Origin of the sequence: Leptospira kmetyi serovar Malaysia str. Bejo-Iso9, from assembly GCF_000243735.2 — a bacterium.
Taxonomy (GTDB): domain Bacteria; phylum Spirochaetota; class Leptospiria; order Leptospirales; family Leptospiraceae; genus Leptospira; species Leptospira kmetyi.
Genome location: NZ_AHMP02000003.1, coordinates 3,648,936 through 3,665,163, shown reverse-complemented (window position 1 = coordinate 3,665,163; position 16,228 = coordinate 3,648,936). Strand labels below are relative to the sequence as shown.

Below are 16,228 nucleotides of genomic sequence, written 5' to 3'. Positions count from 1 at the left end.
AGCCGTGCATGAACCGTTCGCAACAAACATACGCAAAAACCTTCTTCTTTGCAGGAATGTTTGTGTTTCTATTTCTTCAAAAACCGGTTCAAACCGCCGAATCGGTAAACCGGGTCATCGCCACGGTGGGAACGGTTTCCATTTCGGAACTCGATCTGGACGACGCCGGTGAAAAATACAACCGTCTTCAAAAACATTTAAAACACGAGGACTTCCGTAAATCCCTCAGAACGAGAATCATAGATTTTCTCATCGACCGCGCGATCGTGGACGTGGTTTCCGAAGAAGAATCGATCCAAGTCAACGAACAAAGGGTCGAGTCCGAAATCGAAAAAAGAATGGAAGTGATGGGAATCACCAGCCGCAAACAATTCGAAAAGGCGATGGAAGCTTCTTCGGGAATGTCCTTCGAACTCTGGGTTACGGAACTTCCGTATCAAATCAAAAAGGGTCAACTTCTTCAGTTGAAAATCGCGGTTCCTCCTCCGAGCGAAAGCGAGATCCGAAACTGGTACAATCAAAACAAGGACAAGGTCGGATTCGAAATTCGTTATAGAATCATTTCGATCGCTCCCGAAAACGATTCGGTCCAAGAAGAAAACAAACTCTATAAGGAAGTTTCCGAAATCAGAAAATCGGTGATCGCCGATCCTTCTTCCTTTTCTCTGGTCGCGGGTTCTCCGAGAAACGATCCCGCGCTCCGATCCAGAAGAGGACTTGTGGAATGGATTTCCTCCTTTGATCTTTATAAATACAGCAAGGTCACGGCGACGATCGCGGCCCCTCTTCCCAACGGAGGAATTTCGGACGTGTTTCGAGACGAACGTAAAAGATATTGCATACTCAAAATCGAGGGCAAACGACCGACCCCGATGGAAAACCTGCGCGGAGGAATTCAAAACATTCTTTATCGGGACAAAGAAGAAGACACGTTTCACAAATGGTTGAAGGAATCGAGAGCCGAAATCCCGATTCAGATCTTCGACGATTCCTACAGAAAAGAAAATAAAATTCCTCTCAAAGAAGAGACGTTTCACCTGGATTGATTTTGAGTATTACGAGTTTCGAAAATCCGACCGATACTAAATTCAAGCCATGAAATTTCCGATTTCCCATTCTGCGGTTTTTTTCAATCCGGAAACCGCTTCCCTTTTGGGTTCCTTGTCTTCGACGGAAAGGGAGAATCTGCTCCGCCTTTCCCTGAAAAAACTTTCGGGAATTCTGCCGGATTCCAAGGTCTTTTTCAACTCCTGGCCCTTCGACTCAAAACTAAACATATACAATTTTTTGAATATTCAGATTTTGGAAAATTCTTCCGAAATCGCGTTTCTAAAAAAGATTTCGGCGGAACTTCCCGCTTCCAGAACCGGAGATCCGGATTGGGACGACGCTTCCTTTTTTTATTTCACCGGACTTTTTCCCTGTTTGGACGCGGATCTAAGCGCGGAGATCTACGCAAGACACGATCGATATCTTTCCCAATACTCTTACAGTGAAAATCTTCCCGCCGGAATCGTTCCCACGATTCTTTCGAGGGAATTTACGAACGCGATCCCCGATACGATTCAAAACGGCGCACAGGAATATCTGAATAAGAACATCAATCATTTCGACGTGGAGATTTTTTATCACGCTCCGGATCTTCGTCAGTACAGACTCGACTTCTCCTTAAAAAACAAAAGATCCTTAAACTTGGTTCGGGGATTTTTAAAATCCAAGGAAGAATGGAGTTATTCGGAAATTCTTCCTTGGATCCAAACTCATCCCGAAGTTTTTAGAACCGGCCCTTCGTATCTCGAACTCGAAGTCTATCGCGGATGCGAACTCGCTTGCGGTTTTTGTCCGAGACAATTCGTTTCCAACGAAACGGACGGAACGTTTTTAAGCCCCGCGATTTTGGAAAAACTAATCCAACAACAGGAAGAATCCTTTTCCAACGAATACAGCGTTTGTTTCGGCGGACTCGGAGAACCTCTTTTGCATCCCGAGTTTACGAAACTCGTATCGACCGTTCTTCATTCTTCTCCGAATCTTCTTCAGGAGCTGATGATAGAAACCGCGTTGTATACGAACCTCGATTCTATTTTAGATTTTTTGAATACGTTGGATCAGGCTTCCAAGGAAAAGATCACCTGGATCGTGAACCTCACGACCCGCAATCCCGAAAAATACGCGAACCTTTACAGCAAAAAAGAATCGGATCGAGTTCTTTCCAACTTGGAGAAGTTGGGAAAAGTTTTTCCTAAAAATCGGATCTATCTTCAATTCTTAAAAATCCAGGAAGTAGAAGAAGAGGTCGAAGCCTGGGTGGACGAAACCGAAAAACAAGGATACGGAGTCGTTCTTCAAAAATACAACCGTTACGCGGGATTGATGCCGGAAAAACGGGTCACCGATCTGACTCCGATTCAAAGAGAATTCTGCTGGCATCTCAACCGGGATCTTTACGTGAATTCGGACGGAAGCGTTTCCGTTTGTAAACAAACCCACGGAAAAGAATCCGGAAATCTACACAATGAAACCTTAATGCAGATTTGGCAAAAAGGACTTTCGTCCTTTGCAAATTCCTTAAACGGAAAACACGAAACCACGAACGCTCCCTGTTTGAGTTGCGATGAATGGTATACGTTCAACGCGTAAGGTTTACGCGTTCGTCCAAGCTCGAACCGGATCGACCCGACTTCCGGGAAAAGTCTTAAAGGAATTCCCGCCCGATTCCGGCAAAACCCTCGTCGATAGAATCCAAGAAAGAATTCGAACGGTTCTTCCAGAAGAACAGATCGTCTATCTCATACCGGAAGAAGACAAAGAGCTTCGTTCCTTTTTGGAGAAAAGAAACTATCGTTGGTTTGTGGGAAATCTTTTGGACGTACGAAAAAGATATTTGGACGCTTCCGAGTTTTACGAAGCCGAAACGATTCTGCGTCTTACCGGGGACAATCCGTTTTACGATACGCTTCACTTGGATCAACTTTTACAAGCGTTCTCGTTTTCGAAATCGGATCTCGCGTATATCACCGGGCTTCCTTTGGGAATGGGCGGAGAAATTTTTACACGCGACGCGCTTCAATGGACGCCTAACGTTCTTGAGGAACGACATAAGGAACACGTAAGTCTTCATATCAAGGAGAATCCGGATCGTTTTCGGATTCTTAAGATTCCTTCTTTGCTTACCGAATCCGAAAAGGAGATTCTTCCCAAACTCAGACTGACCGTGGACGAACCGAAGGACTTCGAGACCGCTTCGCTTATCTTTCGTTCGCTTTACAAATCCGGCTTTTTTTTCGGCGCGAAAGAATGTATCGAACTTTATGAAAAAGATCCGGGCGTTTTTTCGGGAAATCAAAACGTGGAACAGATCCGGTTTCAAACTCCTCAATCCGAGACCGTAAAAAAATCAAGGATCGGTTTTTTAGTCGGAGATCCGCAAGAATTCGGAAGCGGTCATTTTGAACGTTCGAGAATTCTTTTCGCTCTTTTGTCTTCGTCTTCGAAGGAGACGATCTGGTTTCGCGATTTTCCAAAGGACGGAGAAACCGATTTGCTGATCGTTGATTCCAGGGATATTCCAATTCCTGAATATTCAAAAACTAAAGTTCTTCTTTTGGATCATTTCGGACCGGAAAGGGACAAATACGGCCGTTACGACCTGCTTCCTCATCCGAAAAATCGAACCGAATTTTCTTTGAATCAAATTTTGATCGCTCCTTCTTTGCGGAACGCGGAACGAAAGGTCGGTTCACATATTCTTTGTTATGCGGGCAACATAGGCCTCGACTTTACGAGGGAATTGGATTTGTTTCTTTCGAGTCGGATCGGAGGCGCGGAGCAAATCGAACGGTACCGCCAAGGCCCGGCCCAAACACGAACGCGCATTCTTCGAGTCGGCGGAGTTCCGACCGTCGAAGATTCGATTGAATTTATTCCTCGGGTTTCCCGGTTCGAATTCCAAAATCTTTTGGCTTCTTCTTCGGGTTTTGTCGGTTACTTCGGTCAATCCTTGTTCGAAGCGATCTTTTTGAACAAAAAAGTCTGCACGTTTTCGATCGGGCCGGTTCATTCTTTCCTTTCTTTGCTCTGTGAAAAAGAATACGGAATCCCGTTTGCGGGAGAATTGGGTTCGGGTGATTTCGGAAAATCGCCGGACCTTCTACGGACGGCTTCCTCAGTCGTAGGCGGAGACGGATATTCTCTTTTGCTTCGTAAAATAGAGGAGTTCCTACATTCTTAAAAAGAATCCGAATGTTCCGAGATTCGTTCCGATTCTTCCCGATCATTTTCGAAAAACGTGGTAGTTCCTACATTTTCCCTAAAAATTTTTGATTGACCGGGCCAATCCGGGTCCCAGAAAATAGACCGACCGTCGGTCGGTTTTTGGCCCATGAAAAAACAAAACCTGAACATACAAAAGGGAAAGGAACGCAAAGAGGACATTCTCGGTTGCGCCAAAAACTTTTTCTTTACCAAGGGCTACGAAAGCACTTCGATTCACGACATCATCGACGAACTCGGAATCGCCAAAGGCACGTTCTATCATCACTTCAGCTCCAAAGAAGAACTTCTGATGGAACTGATCAAAACGCTTTCCGACGAACTGACCCGCGATCTGCTCGAATCGGTGGCCGCGAGAAAACCGAAAAACACATTAGATAAATTGAAACTGATTCACGAACTTCATTTCGATTGGATTCAAAAAAATCCGGAAATGATATTCTTTTTTTTAAAGGCGATTTATCTACCCGAAAACCTGATCCTCAAATCGAATCTGGAAAAGGAAGTCATCAAAAGGGACATCGCTTTTCTCACCGATCTGATTCGCGAAGGACAAGAGGACGGATCGTTTTCGAACAAGATGCCTCCCGTTTTTTTGGCGGAAGCCATCATCGCGATGAGCAACGTGCAGAACGAAAAGTTCGCACTTTACATGTTGGGCCTGAGCGACGCCGACCCCGATCTGATCTACGAAAACGAAAAGAATTCGCACGAACTATTCTCGTCCATACTCGGAATCAAAGTGCCGATCGATTTTCCCTTTCCCAAGGAAGAATTGATGGCCTCCGTGGAAAACCTTCGAAAGTTTTCCCGTGAATTTGAAAAACAACAATCGAATAAAAACAACGCGAAACGGAATCCTCTAAAGTCTTCAAACTCTAAAGGAGGAAAGGCAAAATAGAAATTCGTTTTGGAATTTATTTTTTGACCGATTCGCTATGTGTTTTTTTTCATTCATCCCCGTTCCAACGTTCGTTATGTCCTCCGGGATTTCGCGTTATATAGATTCTCAGGCGGAAATCAAAAAGGAAAGAATCCTTTCGATCCGCGCGTGGATCATCGAATCCTTTCCCGAAATTCTGGAATCTATGGACCAGAAAATTCCCACGTATCATCTGAACGAAAACTGGATCGCGATCGGCGCGCAAAAGAATTCGATTTCGATTCATATCTGTAAATCCGCTCCATTGACCGAAATCAGAAAGAAATTTCCAAGCCTTGTGGACGCCAAATTCCGTTTTACGATTCGAGACGAGAACCCGATTCCTTGGAAGGAAATTCGAAGTTCGATCCGTTCCATTCTAAAATCTAAAACGAAGTCCTTAAACGGAAAGGAAAGAATCGCGATTAAAAGAAATTCTCCCTCTAAAAAAAGCGCTTTGAGACAAAATACTCGTTCGCTTAAAAACTAGGTTCGGGGTCAATTTTTCGCTTCCGATAGACGGTTCCGTTTGAATCCTCTTGACCCCGGGAAAAAGCAGGAAAACCTGTTTTTTAACGGCCATGAAAAAGCAAATAGGCGATCGCTACGAACCGAAAGAAGTCGAGAGTAAATGGATTTCACTCTGGGAAGAAAAGAAGTCCTTTGTACCGAATCCGAATTCGAAAGAATCTTTCTCCATCGTAATCCCTCCTCCCAACGTTACGGGATCGTTGCACATCGGTCACGCGCTCAATCATACGATTCAAGATATTCTCGTTCGAATCGAACGTAAAAAAGGCAAGTCGACTCTTTGGCTTCCCGGTATGGATCACGCCGGAATCGCAACGCAGATGGTCGTCGAAAGAGAACTCGCCAAAGAAGGAAAAAAGAGAACCGATTTTACGAGAGAAGAATTCGTAAACAAGGTCTGGGAATGGAAAGACCATTCCGGTGGTATGATCACCCGCCAACAAAAACTTTTGGGAGAATCCGTCGATTGGTCCAGAGAAAGATTCACGTTCGACGAAGGTCTTTCCAAGGCCGTGTTCAAAGTTTTTAAATCCCTATACGACGAAGGTTTGATCTATCGCGGCGAAAGAATCATCAACTGGTGCCCCGCGTCTCAAACGGCGATCTCCGATCTCGAAGTCGAGTTCAGAGAAACAAAAGGCAAGCTCTATCATATCAAATATCCGATTCACGGAAAACCGAATCAGTTCTTAGTCGTTGCGACGACAAGACCGGAAACCATGCTCGGAGACGTCGCGGTCTGTGCGAACCCGGAAGACGCACGTTATGCGTCCTTTAAGGACGTGATGTTGGATCTTCCATTGACGAACAGACAAATCCCTCTTTTGTTCGATTCTTTCGTGGATAAGGAATTCGGTTCCGGTCTTGTTAAGATCACTCCGGCTCACGACGCGAACGACTTCGAAGCGGGCCAAAGACTCGGACTCAAACCTTTGCTCGTGATGAACCCGGACGGAACGATGAACGAAAACGCGGGCGCTTACAAGGGTCTCGATCGTTTCGACGCCCGCAAAAAGGTAGTGGCCGATCTGGAAGCGAAAGGTCTGATCGAAAAAATCGAAGACCACGTGCACGCGGTCGGTCACAACTCGAGAGGAGGAGCGGTGATCGAACCGTATCTTTCCACTCAGTGGTTCGTAAAAATCAAACCTCTTGCGGACCTCGCGGTGCAAGCGGTTCAAAGCGGTCAGGTGGAATTCGTCCCGAGAATGTGGGAAAAAACTTTTTTCGAATGGATGAACAACATTCGAGATTGGTGTATCTCCAGACAACTTTGGTGGGGTCATAGAATTCCCGCGTATCATTGTAAAACTTGCAAACACATCGAGGTTTCCGAAACTCCCGTGACCGTTTGTCCTTCCTGCGGTTCTAAGGAAGTGCAACCGGATCCGGACGTTTTGGACACTTGGTTTTCTTCGCAGCTCTGGCCGTTCTCGACGATGGGTTGGCCGGATCAAACGGAGGACTTAAAAAAATACTACCCTACTTCCGTTCTTGTGACCGGCTTCGACATCATCTTCTTTTGGGTTTCCAGAATGATCATGATGGGAATGAAGTTCATGCAAGCTCCACCATTTCATAAAGTACTCATACACGGTTTGGTGCGGGATAAGGACGGAAAAAAATTCTCCAAGTCCGTGGGCAACGTGATCGACCCTCTCGTGATGATGGAAAAATACGGAACGGATTCGTTTCGATTCTTCCTCGCGGCCACACTTCCCGAAGGAAAGGATATCCTCTTCGACGAATCGCGGTTAGACGGTTATCGCTCCTTCTGCAACAAGATCTGGAACTCGTCCCGATTCATTCTTATGAACCTGGAAGAATCCTTCGTACCGACCGGAATCACTCCTGAAATCCAAAAAGATCTCGAACCGATGGACCAATGGATTCTTTCCAGATTCAATCGTTGTTTGGAAGAATACGACAAGGCGCATTCTAAATTTCATTTTTACGAAATGGCCGCGGCGATCTACGAATTTGTTTGGGGAGATTTCTGCGATTGGTATATCGAACTCGTTAAACCGAGAGCCTATGGAAAAGTTTCTCCGCGTTCTGCGGAAGTCGCCAAACAGGTTCTCGTGGACGTGCTCACTCGTGCATTAGGACTTTTGCATCCGTTTATGCCGTTTTTAACCGAAGAAGTTCACTCCGTTTTTTCGGATCAGTTTATCGCAACAACTCCGTATCCGAGCGCTTATCCGATCGCATCGGACGCGTTAGGCGTTCAGAAGCTGAATCTTCTTCAGGAAATCGTAACCAAAATCCGCGTTATGCGCTCCGAAAACGGGGTCACACCGGATAAGAAGTGTAAGGCGATCGTAAAATCGGGAGACGATCTTGCGATCTCTTCGATCCGCGAAAACGAGGTTTCTCTTTTACAACTCGCGCGTCTCGAATCGATTCGAATCGAAGAATCCTACGAGATTCAAAAAACGGATTCTGTTTCGCACTTCGCAAAGGGAGAAATCATTCTTCCTTTGGAAGGACTGATCGACGTCGAAAAGGAAAAAGCGCGTCTTGAAAAGGAACTTCAAAAATCCGAAGTCGAAAAGGAAAAGCTCGAAGCGAAACTGGCCAATCCAGGATTTCTTTCGAAAGCCGCTCCCGACGTGGTCGAGAAAGAAAGGGAAAAACTAAATACGCTCGTGGACAAAGTGGAAGTTCTCAAAAAGGGGATTCAAAATCTTGCAAGCTAAGTTGAAAGTCCTTCTGATCGGTTCCGGCGGAAGAGAAAGCGCGATCGCGTTTCATCTTCGTAAATCCCCGTTGTTAAGCGAATTGAAGGTGTTTCCGGGAAACGGCGGTTTTCCGGATTCGGAGATTCTTCCCTCGAATTCGTTTCAAGTTTTGGATAAACAATCGGTTCAATCCTATCTGAAACAAAATCCTTTCGACTTCATCGTGGTCGGACCGGAAGATCCGCTGGTCGCGGGTTTTGCGGATTGGGCCGCGGAATTGAAAATCCCCACGTTTGGACCCGATTCTTATTGCGCTCAAGTGGAAGGCTCCAAGGATTTCGCAAAATCCCTGATGGTGGAAGCGAACGTCCCCACCGCGGAGTATAAAACGTTTACTGAATATTCATCTTCTTTAAAATACTTGGAATCCAAGTCGATTCCGATCGTCATCAAAGCGGACGGCTTGGCCGCGGGCAAAGGCGTGACCGTGGCGACGACCAAGGAGATGGCGGTCAACGCGCTCAAGGAAATTTTCGAGGACAAAAAATTCGGCGAGAGCGGCAACCAAGTCGTTATCGAAGAATTTATGGACGGACAAGAAGCGTCCATCTTCGCCGTTTCGGACGGAGATTCCTACTTTCTTCTTCCCGCGGCTCAGGATCACAAAAGGGCTTTCGACGGAGATCAAGGACCGAACACCGGAGGAATGGGAGCGTATTGTCCCGCGCCGGTGGTCACCGAAACTATATTAGAAAAAGTGAAAGAACGCGTATTCGATCGTATGTTCGAGACTTTCCGCAAAAAGGGACATCCTTACAGAGGACTTCTTTACGCGGGTTTGATGATCTCTTCGGACGGCGAACCGAGAGTCGTGGAGTTCAACTGCAGATTCGGAGATCCCGAAACGCAGTGTGTACTCGCGATGCTGGACGGAGATCTATTAGAACTTCTTTATACAGCTTCCACAGGCAAAATCGAAAACGTAAAAGCGGCGGTAAAAAGCGGCGCGTCGACGGTAGTGGTGCTTGCGGCGAAAGGATATCCCGATTCTTACGAAAAAAATATTCCGTTAAACCTTCCGGAAACGTCTGGTCAAAACGTTTATCTTTTTCATGCGGGAACGTTAAAAAAAGATGGAAAAGTTTTTTCATCCGGGGGCAGAATTCTCGGAGTAGTAGCTCAAGGAACCGATCTAAAGAGTTCGGTAGACCAGGCTTATTCCTTCCTGGAAAAAATCCAGGCTCCCAAAACGTTTTATAGAAAAGACATCGGACACAGAGCCCTTTAACTTATGCCATTTTTGATTTCCGGAAATTTGGATCTCGTGGAGAGACATAGCCTCAAGAAAATGGAAAAATTTCTTGGGATCATTCTTTCTCCCGTACAATTTCCCGTAGAACAATACAATCTACTCAGACACGCTCTGCATCGTAACTTGGATCCCGATACGTTGATCCGAAAGATGAATCGTCAGGAACTTCTTTCCTTTATTTACATTCTTACGCAATTCGGGGACGTCGTTAGCGCCGAAACTCCAGTGGAATATCTGGACGTCGAAAAAATTCCCTTGGTTTTGGAATGGCAAAAGGGACAATATATGATTCCGTACGAAGTGCTGGATCATCTTTCAACTTCTCGAATATTCAAAAATCAGAATTATCTTTTCGCTCTTATCCCTTCCCTACCCGCCAAAGAAAAAAAAGCGTGGATCGAATGGATCGGCTCCGGTTACGGAAAAACGTTTCCGAGAGAGATCAATCACGAGCTTTATTTTCAGTGCAGACATCTTCAAAAACCGTTTCAAGGAAAGTCCCTGCTCCGAGAGGAAACGATTCAGTTGAATCAACTTTGGCCGAGCGGTAAGAAAGAAATCGTGGATTGGTTTCACAAGGGAATCACACCGTTCTATTCCGCGATGAAAGAACTTTCCAGAACGGAAAAAGATCCGTTTTTACTTCATATTCTCGATCTAATCCGTTCCGGCAAATTGATACTCAAAAAGAATCCGGAAGAATTCAGAAAAAAAGAAGAATACATCTTAGTAGCCACCGTGGAAGGCAATACTCCGCAACTCAGGGACACGGTTTTTTCCTGGGAACAAGAAAGAGAGAATAAAGAAGATTTTCTTTTTCAATGAGTCCGCTCGTTCTATACGTTCGGAACCTATCAAATTCGGTTATAAGCAAAGATTATGGAAGTAAAGTCAGCAAAAGAACTCAAAAGAGTCTCCAAAGAATTACAGGAGAATTTTCTCAATCGTTGGAAACTTTTAAACCTCGAACAGGACAAGGATCGCCTGAAAGCGCTCAGCGAAAAGGCGGAAGATCCCGACCTCTGGAACAATCCGGAGGAAGCGAGAATCGTCAGTCAAAAGAAAAACGAACTGGAAAAAAAACTAACTCCTTGGTTTACGATCCAACAAGATATATTAGATTTTCCTGATTTAGTCGATCTGACTCTGGATGAAAAAGGCGAAAACGGAGTCGGCGAACTTTCCACGGAATACAACCGTCTTCAGGAAAAGTTCGAAGAACTGGAACTTTTAGGCGCTCTTAAAAATCCGGAAGACTTAAAACCCGCGTTCTTAAACATCCATCCGGGAGCGGGCGGAACCGAAAGTCAGGACTGGGCGGAAATGCTTCTCAGAATGTATATGCGTTATTTCGAGAAGAAAGGATATCAATATTCTCTAATAGACATCCAAGCCGGGGACGGTGCGGGAATTAAGAACGCCACCTTACACGTGATAGGCGATTTCGCTTTCGGCTTTTTGAAAGGGGAGAATGGAGTTCACAGACTCGTTCGGATTTCTCCGTTTGACGCGAACAAAAGAAGACATACATCCTTCGTATCGGTTCACGTAAGTCCTGAAATCGACGACGATATCGACATCAAAATCGAAGAGAAGGACATCCGAGTCGACGTTTATCGTTCCTCCGGCGCGGGCGGTCAGCACGTCAACACGACCGACTCCGCAGTTCGTATCACTCACATGCCGACCGGGATCGTGGTGGCTTGTCAGAACGAAAGATCCCAGATCAAAAACAGGGATACCGCGTTTAAGATGTTAAAGGCGAGACTCTACGAGTTGGAACAGGAAAAAGCAAAGGAAGAATTGGAAAAGAAATCCGGCGAGAAAAAAGACATCTCTTGGGGTTCTCAGATCCGAAGTTACGTTTTTCATCCTTACAACCTCGTCAAAGATCATAGAACCGATCATGAAACCGGAAACGTCGCGGCGGTGATGGACGGAGATATCGAACCGTTTATTCTCGCTTTTTTGAAAACGTTGTAAATCGCCCTATATAGGATCGTTCAACTCGAATCGATTTCGATTCGAGCGAAACATTAGAAAAACGGAATATGTCAGAAACTTCTGGAAAAATCAAATACGGTTGTTTGTGGGGAATGTTGACCCCCTTTCTGACTCTGTTTCTCGCCGTAGGAATTACGATTTTCGTTCTAAAGGACGATTACGGTCGGGCTCAGTCGTTTACCGATTGGACCTTACTCGCCGGAAAACATATTCTTTTGTTCGGCGGGATCGTAATCGCCGTTTCACTCGCGATGATTCTCGGGCTTTGGTTTGCAATCAAGGATTCCAAACCGATCGAAACGCTTAGAATCTTTTGGCCGGTTTTGATCATCATCGTCTATTGGATCGCGCCGAATTTGCTTCCAGGACCGGTGGACGATTCGATCGTTACGCTTGGAGTCGGGATCTATCAGATCTATCGTTATTTTCAGGAACGAAAGCCGGAAAAAGAAACGGAGAATCACGGCTCAGCGCCCGGTAATTCGGACAGCCCTTCTTGAACTTAGAAAGCGTCGAGTCCGCCTCGATTCTACTTTAGAATCGAATTATATTCAAAATCATTTATGAGTTTAGAAAGAACCTTATTGTGGATCGGTCTCGGCGGTGCGCTCGGAAGTGTGTTTCGTTATCTTTTGCAATACTGGTTCGGAACCGTTTTGGGTTTTACTCTTCCCTGGGGAACGTTGACCGCCAATCTTTTCGGTTCTTTTTTGATCGGAATCGTCTACGCGATGTTCGATCGTTTTCCCGCATTCGATCCGCAGTTGAAATTCTTTCTTGCTTCCGGTTTGTGCGGAGGGTTTACCACCTTTTCCACATTCTCTTACGAAACCTTACAGATGTTTAGAACGGGAAATTATATTCTATTTTTTGCATATATTGTAATTAGCGTCTTGGGAGGAATCGGATTGGCTTTATTTGGAGTTTGGGTCGGCAAAAGTTTTTGAGTCGAATAAGTACTTAAAAAATCGAGCAATCGATCCTTTTTACGATAATAAGGACGGCGTAATACGAACGCCGCCCTAAAGAATTCTTAATTTTCGTCCTTCGTGCCGAAGTAGGACATTTCGCAGGAAAATCTGCCGCTACAAAGGTTAACGACAACCCTTTCCCTTTCTTCGGGAAAATCCGGATTCTCAAAGAGCGCAAACATCGTGTACATCAAATTTTGTTTTGATAAAGCTTCCAATATTTCATTAGGAGTCGCTTTAACACTTTTCGCTGCACTCGGATTTTCAGGAATCAACTCTCCTTTATGCAAAAACGCAAAATGCGAAGATAAGAATTTATCATTGTAAATCGGCTCTCCGGAGGCCCTATAAATTGAAGGCTCGTAAAGCGTTTTGATTGAAGGTAGAAAAGCGTATTTCCTATATGCTACGCCCATTCTTACGCTTTTATCTAAAACGCCGTAGATCGTATGATAAAACACTGCATCCACTTGATACTTTTTAGATAGTTCGACGATAAGCTCCTTTTTAGGCCTATAAACGAAGGTCCGAATTCCGTTATTCCCTTTTTGAGTCGTGAACAATTCTACCTTTGTAAACTTTTTATCGTAACCGTTTAAATCTTCCGTAAACGGAACCGTTTCAAATTTATATTCGCCTTCTTTAAGAATTGTATCTATGAATTTCGTAAGAAAAATTCCCCTCTTTCTGAAAACACTAGCAAGTTCATTTGCCTCTTTTGAATCTAATTGGAAATTTGGACTCACATTCGCTATGGAAGGTGTAAAATCGGAATTTACATATACGGGTAATACGAGGACCTTTTTTATCTCCGCTTGAACTTGTTCTTTCGGAATTACGAAATAATGCGTAGAGCAATTTTGCAGAAAGAACATTAGAAAAAATACATATAGCCAATTTAATTTTGATTTCAAAATTCGATTTCCTTTCCTAAACATGGATAAAGAATTCATCACCAAAGTGTTTCAATTTGTCAAATCTTTTACCAAATGCAGAAAAGCCGAATCGAAATTCTTAAACAAGAATGCGCCGATGTCGCATCGCGCTTGCGTTAGTCGGTGTTTGGACTGTGAAGAGTTTTTATAGAAGTAAAAAATCTCGTAGTTCGAGCGCGCAAGGAGTTCCGACAAAGTCCGCAGTAAAACGAAAAAGCCCCCACCCGAGTTAGGGTGGCGGTGGTGGGCTTCGTGGGAAATCACGGACAAATCCCTCATATCAGAAAATCACAAACTTTACAACAAAATTCCTCAGCTCAAACTCGTCGGAACTCCGACAAATCCACACCCGAAAACATTCCATTTTCATTCTATTCTCCCTTCACGACCCGCCGATCCGCTCCGCTTTCACTGCGCGGGATAACCGCCGTACGTCATTTTCCCGATCAGATACACGGGGCTTTTTTTCTCCGCGAGAATTCTCTGATTCAAATCGAACTGCAGACTCGCAAGAAAATCGTCCGAGTAGGAAACGCCGTTTCCGTCCACAATCAAAACGTAATGTATTTTTTCGGAATCTTCTCCCGCATCCGGATCGTCCCAAGAAACGAAGAGCGAACCGGAATCGGCGACACGATCCGGATCGGAAATCAAAACCGATTCGTTCGAAACGTTTTGGATCGTCGAAGACAAATTCTTATTATAAATCTTGGAATCGGAAACCACGATCAGATTGGAACTCGAAAAGTGCGGAGGAAGAAAAATCTCGCTCGGCGCTTCCGAACTTCTTCCTTTCCAAATTAAAATCGCAAACCGTCTATCTCCGAAGTAAACGTTTCCTCCGGTTTTAGGACGAATTCCACCCCAGGAATACGCGTTGTTCCAGGAATCGGCGCCTAACGTATTGTAATAAAAGCTGAGAATTCTTCCCTGAGATCTCCTCGGATACGCGCGTTGAATCGCCTTCGAGTCCACGTTCCAGGTCGTTCCGTAGTTTCCGATCACGGAAAAGTTCTCGTCGTTCCAAGCGTCCTTTTTCGTGATCAACTTGGAAGTGTTCCCGTTCATAAATTCGGAATGATTGTCATAGTAATAATCCCAATGCCACTGAGTCCCCGAAACCAAAAGAGAATAAAAGTCCGCATAACGCGTCTTAGTCGGTTGTTCCACGTCTGAAATTTCCATCGCCTGATAAACGGCGGAGATCATTCTCGGAGTGTCCTTGGCTCCGGTTCCGTTCAACCACATTCCGAACTCGCTTAAGAACGCTGGAATTTTTAGAAATCGTGTTTCTTTGCGGATCTCGTCCAAGTATTTAAAGTAGGTCGCATTGTCGATTCCGGTAAGATCGGTTCCCATTCTCCCCGCGTCGTAAAAATGAGAATTAAAAACGAAACCCGCTCCGGGCAACGTCGTCAAATGTCCTCCTCCCGTCGGAGGTACGATCGCGCTTCCTACATTCGTATTCCAGAATACAAGAGGTTCCGCATATACGGATTTTGCTTCCCATCCGTTCGCGCTCAAAGTCTGACGAACCCTTCTATAAAAAGGCCATAACTTCTGATTGTCCCATTGCGCCGCGGAAAGTCCTTCCATTCCTCCGTCGACCGGCTCGTTAAACGGATCCATTCCCAAAACGTAATCGAACTCTTCGGTACTTAATCTTTCTTGAATATACTTTGCGGCCTTTCCCAGTTGCCACAAAAACTCAGTCTGCATGTTTCTCGGGCCGGCAGAAGTGTTAAACGAAGCGTCGTTCCAAAAATTCCGAAAGGCCTTTCGGATCGCTTCGTTGGTGAGATTGTTCTGACTCCAATTCGCACAAATGATCCCGCAGTATTCGTTCGGATAAGTTCCCGAAGGCGTCACCCAACGAGGCGCGCCGTTTCCCGTGTACCAGGAACTCTTATTAAAAAGATTTCTCGAAAACAAATCCTGATGATAGTCGACCAGAACATACATCTTCAAAGCGATCGCCTTCTTCATCTGCGCGATCACCGCATCCAGATAAGAATAATCGATCGTATCGACCGCGGTGTGAACTCCTTCCCAAGCGATCGTAAATCGGATCAGATTCGAACCGGTGGTTTTACCGAGTCTTGCAAACGCGATCTCCGCGTCGGATTCGTTTTGAAACGGTTTAAATCCGTGTTGAACCAACTTCGTGTTTCCGGAAATGTTAAAACCTCGAAAGGTCGCCTCTCTTCCAAGCGCGTCCAAAAAAATCGGATCCGTTTTCGTGAGATACGTTTTTTCTCCGATCACGATCCTTCTCGCTTCCGGAAGATTTCTATAATCGAAACTGTGAGAAATTCCGAAGCTTGTGTCGCTTAGAAACGTTACATTCGTGCTTTGAGAATTTTGAACCGATATGGAAACGTTCGATCCGTTGGAAAGAAACGGAAGAATCTGATTTTGTTCGGAATCGTTCGTCCCGCAGTTTTGTTGAACGAAGACGCAAATCGAAAGAAGAAATAACGCGGACTTTTTCATGAAGAGGGATTCTCTCGTCTTCGTATTAAAAAGAAATCGCAAATCGAAATTTTGAAATAAAAACAGGAACGTTAAACGAAATCTAAAATTTATTTTTTCACATCTAT

13 protein-coding genes are annotated in these 16,228 nt (G+C 44.9%); 11 read left to right on the top strand and 2 right to left on the bottom strand.

The annotated features are described in order from the left end of the window. Positions 1 to 8 precede the first annotated feature (8 nt). The 11 genes from LEP1GSC052_RS19595 (at position 9) to crcB (ending at position 12,669) form a co-directional block, all read left to right on the top strand. Entirely contained in the window at positions 9 to 1,046 is a 1,038-nt protein-coding gene (locus LEP1GSC052_RS19595; protein WP_010575975.1) for a putative peptidyl-prolyl cis-trans isomerase, read from the top strand. A gap of 49 nt (positions 1,047 to 1,095) precedes the next feature. Continuing rightward, on the top strand, positions 1,096 to 2,640 hold the full coding sequence (locus tag LEP1GSC052_RS19590; RefSeq protein ID WP_020986449.1) for a spiro-SPASM protein: 1,545 nt from the start codon (positions 1,096 to 1,098) through the stop codon (positions 2,638 to 2,640). Next, entirely contained in the window at positions 2,615 to 4,231 is a 1,617-nt protein-coding gene (locus tag LEP1GSC052_RS19585) for a cytidylyltransferase domain-containing protein (RefSeq protein WP_020985736.1), read from the top strand. Before LEP1GSC052_RS19590 ends, LEP1GSC052_RS19585 begins: the two co-directional genes overlap by 26 nt. Before the next feature lie 150 nt (positions 4,232 to 4,381). After that, positions 4,382 to 5,173: a TetR/AcrR family transcriptional regulator gene (locus LEP1GSC052_RS19580; RefSeq protein ID WP_020985744.1), complete on the top strand. Its 792-nt coding sequence runs from the start codon at positions 4,382 to 4,384 to the stop codon at positions 5,171 to 5,173. A 76-nt stretch (positions 5,174 to 5,249) separates the two neighbouring features. Further along, the gene (locus LEP1GSC052_RS19575; protein ID WP_010575980.1) at positions 5,250 to 5,684 is read left to right on the top strand and encodes a DUF1801 domain-containing protein; all 435 of its coding nucleotides are present in this window, start codon (positions 5,250 to 5,252) and stop codon (positions 5,682 to 5,684) included. A 91-nt stretch (positions 5,685 to 5,775) separates the two neighbouring features. Then, a complete protein-coding gene (locus tag LEP1GSC052_RS19570) occupies positions 5,776 to 8,424 on the top strand; it encodes a valine--tRNA ligase (RefSeq protein WP_010575981.1) in 2,649 nt (882 codons plus the stop codon). Next, a complete protein-coding gene (purD, locus tag LEP1GSC052_RS19565) occupies positions 8,414 to 9,694 on the top strand; it encodes a phosphoribosylamine--glycine ligase (protein WP_020986830.1) in 1,281 nt (426 codons plus the stop codon). The genes LEP1GSC052_RS19570 and purD overlap by 11 nt, the downstream gene beginning before the upstream one ends. Before the next feature lie 3 nt (positions 9,695 to 9,697). Continuing rightward, on the top strand, positions 9,698 to 10,543 hold the full coding sequence (locus LEP1GSC052_RS19560; RefSeq protein WP_020985705.1) for a hypothetical protein: 846 nt from the start codon (positions 9,698 to 9,700) through the stop codon (positions 10,541 to 10,543). Between the two features lie 54 nt (positions 10,544 to 10,597). Further along, positions 10,598 to 11,701 carry a peptide chain release factor 2 gene (prfB, locus tag LEP1GSC052_RS19555; RefSeq protein WP_010575982.1) on the top strand — a complete coding sequence of 368 codons (1,104 nt, stop codon included), beginning with the start codon at positions 10,598 to 10,600 and terminating at the stop codon, positions 11,699 to 11,701. Positions 11,702 to 11,769: 68 nt separating this feature from the next. Continuing rightward, the gene (locus tag LEP1GSC052_RS21710) at positions 11,770 to 12,222 is read left to right on the top strand and encodes a hypothetical protein (RefSeq protein ID WP_010575983.1); all 453 of its coding nucleotides are present in this window, start codon (positions 11,770 to 11,772) and stop codon (positions 12,220 to 12,222) included. A 63-nt stretch (positions 12,223 to 12,285) separates the two neighbouring features. Continuing rightward, complete coding sequence (gene crcB / locus LEP1GSC052_RS19545) at positions 12,286 to 12,669, top strand: fluoride efflux transporter CrcB (RefSeq protein WP_010575984.1); 384 nt, start codon at positions 12,286 to 12,288, stop codon at positions 12,667 to 12,669. 86 nt (positions 12,670 to 12,755) lie between these two features. Here crcB and LEP1GSC052_RS20790 read toward each other — a convergent pair whose 3' ends face one another. After that, entirely contained in the window at positions 12,756 to 13,607 is an 852-nt protein-coding gene (locus tag LEP1GSC052_RS20790; protein WP_010575985.1) for a hypothetical protein, read from the bottom strand. A 429-nt stretch (positions 13,608 to 14,036) separates the two neighbouring features. Beyond that, positions 14,037 to 16,121, bottom strand: a complete 2,085-nt coding sequence (locus LEP1GSC052_RS19535; protein ID WP_010575986.1) for a cellulase family glycosylhydrolase — start codon at positions 16,119 to 16,121, stop codon at positions 14,037 to 14,039. Positions 16,122 to 16,228 lie beyond the last annotated feature (107 nt).

Excerpts from the sequence above, each read along its gene's own strand:
- LEP1GSC052_RS19595 (WP_010575975.1), top strand. The coding sequence starts at position 9 with ATGAACCGTTCGCAACAAACATACGCAAAAACCTTCTTCTTTGCAGGA.
- LEP1GSC052_RS19590 (WP_020986449.1), top strand. The coding sequence starts at position 1,096 with ATGAAATTTCCGATTTCCCATTCTGCGGTTTTTTTCAATCCGGAAACC.
- LEP1GSC052_RS19535 (WP_010575986.1), bottom strand. The coding sequence starts at position 16,121 with ATGAAAAAGTCCGCGTTATTTCTTCTTTCGATTTGCGTCTTCGTTCAA.
- LEP1GSC052_RS19570 (WP_010575981.1), top strand. The coding sequence starts at position 5,776 with ATGAAAAAGCAAATAGGCGATCGCTACGAACCGAAAGAAGTCGAGAGT.
- LEP1GSC052_RS19580 (WP_020985744.1), top strand. The coding sequence starts at position 4,382 with ATGAAAAAACAAAACCTGAACATACAAAAGGGAAAGGAACGCAAAGAG.
- LEP1GSC052_RS19560 (WP_020985705.1), top strand. The coding sequence starts at position 9,698 with ATGCCATTTTTGATTTCCGGAAATTTGGATCTCGTGGAGAGACATAGC.
- crcB (WP_010575984.1), top strand. The coding sequence starts at position 12,286 with ATGAGTTTAGAAAGAACCTTATTGTGGATCGGTCTCGGCGGTGCGCTC.
- LEP1GSC052_RS21710 (WP_010575983.1), top strand. The coding sequence starts at position 11,770 with ATGTCAGAAACTTCTGGAAAAATCAAATACGGTTGTTTGTGGGGAATG.
- LEP1GSC052_RS19585 (WP_020985736.1), top strand. The coding sequence starts at position 2,615 with ATGAATGGTATACGTTCAACGCGTAAGGTTTACGCGTTCGTCCAAGCT.
- LEP1GSC052_RS19575 (WP_010575980.1), top strand. The coding sequence starts at position 5,250 with ATGTCCTCCGGGATTTCGCGTTATATAGATTCTCAGGCGGAAATCAAA.
- prfB (WP_010575982.1), top strand. The coding sequence starts at position 10,598 with ATGGAAGTAAAGTCAGCAAAAGAACTCAAAAGAGTCTCCAAAGAATTA.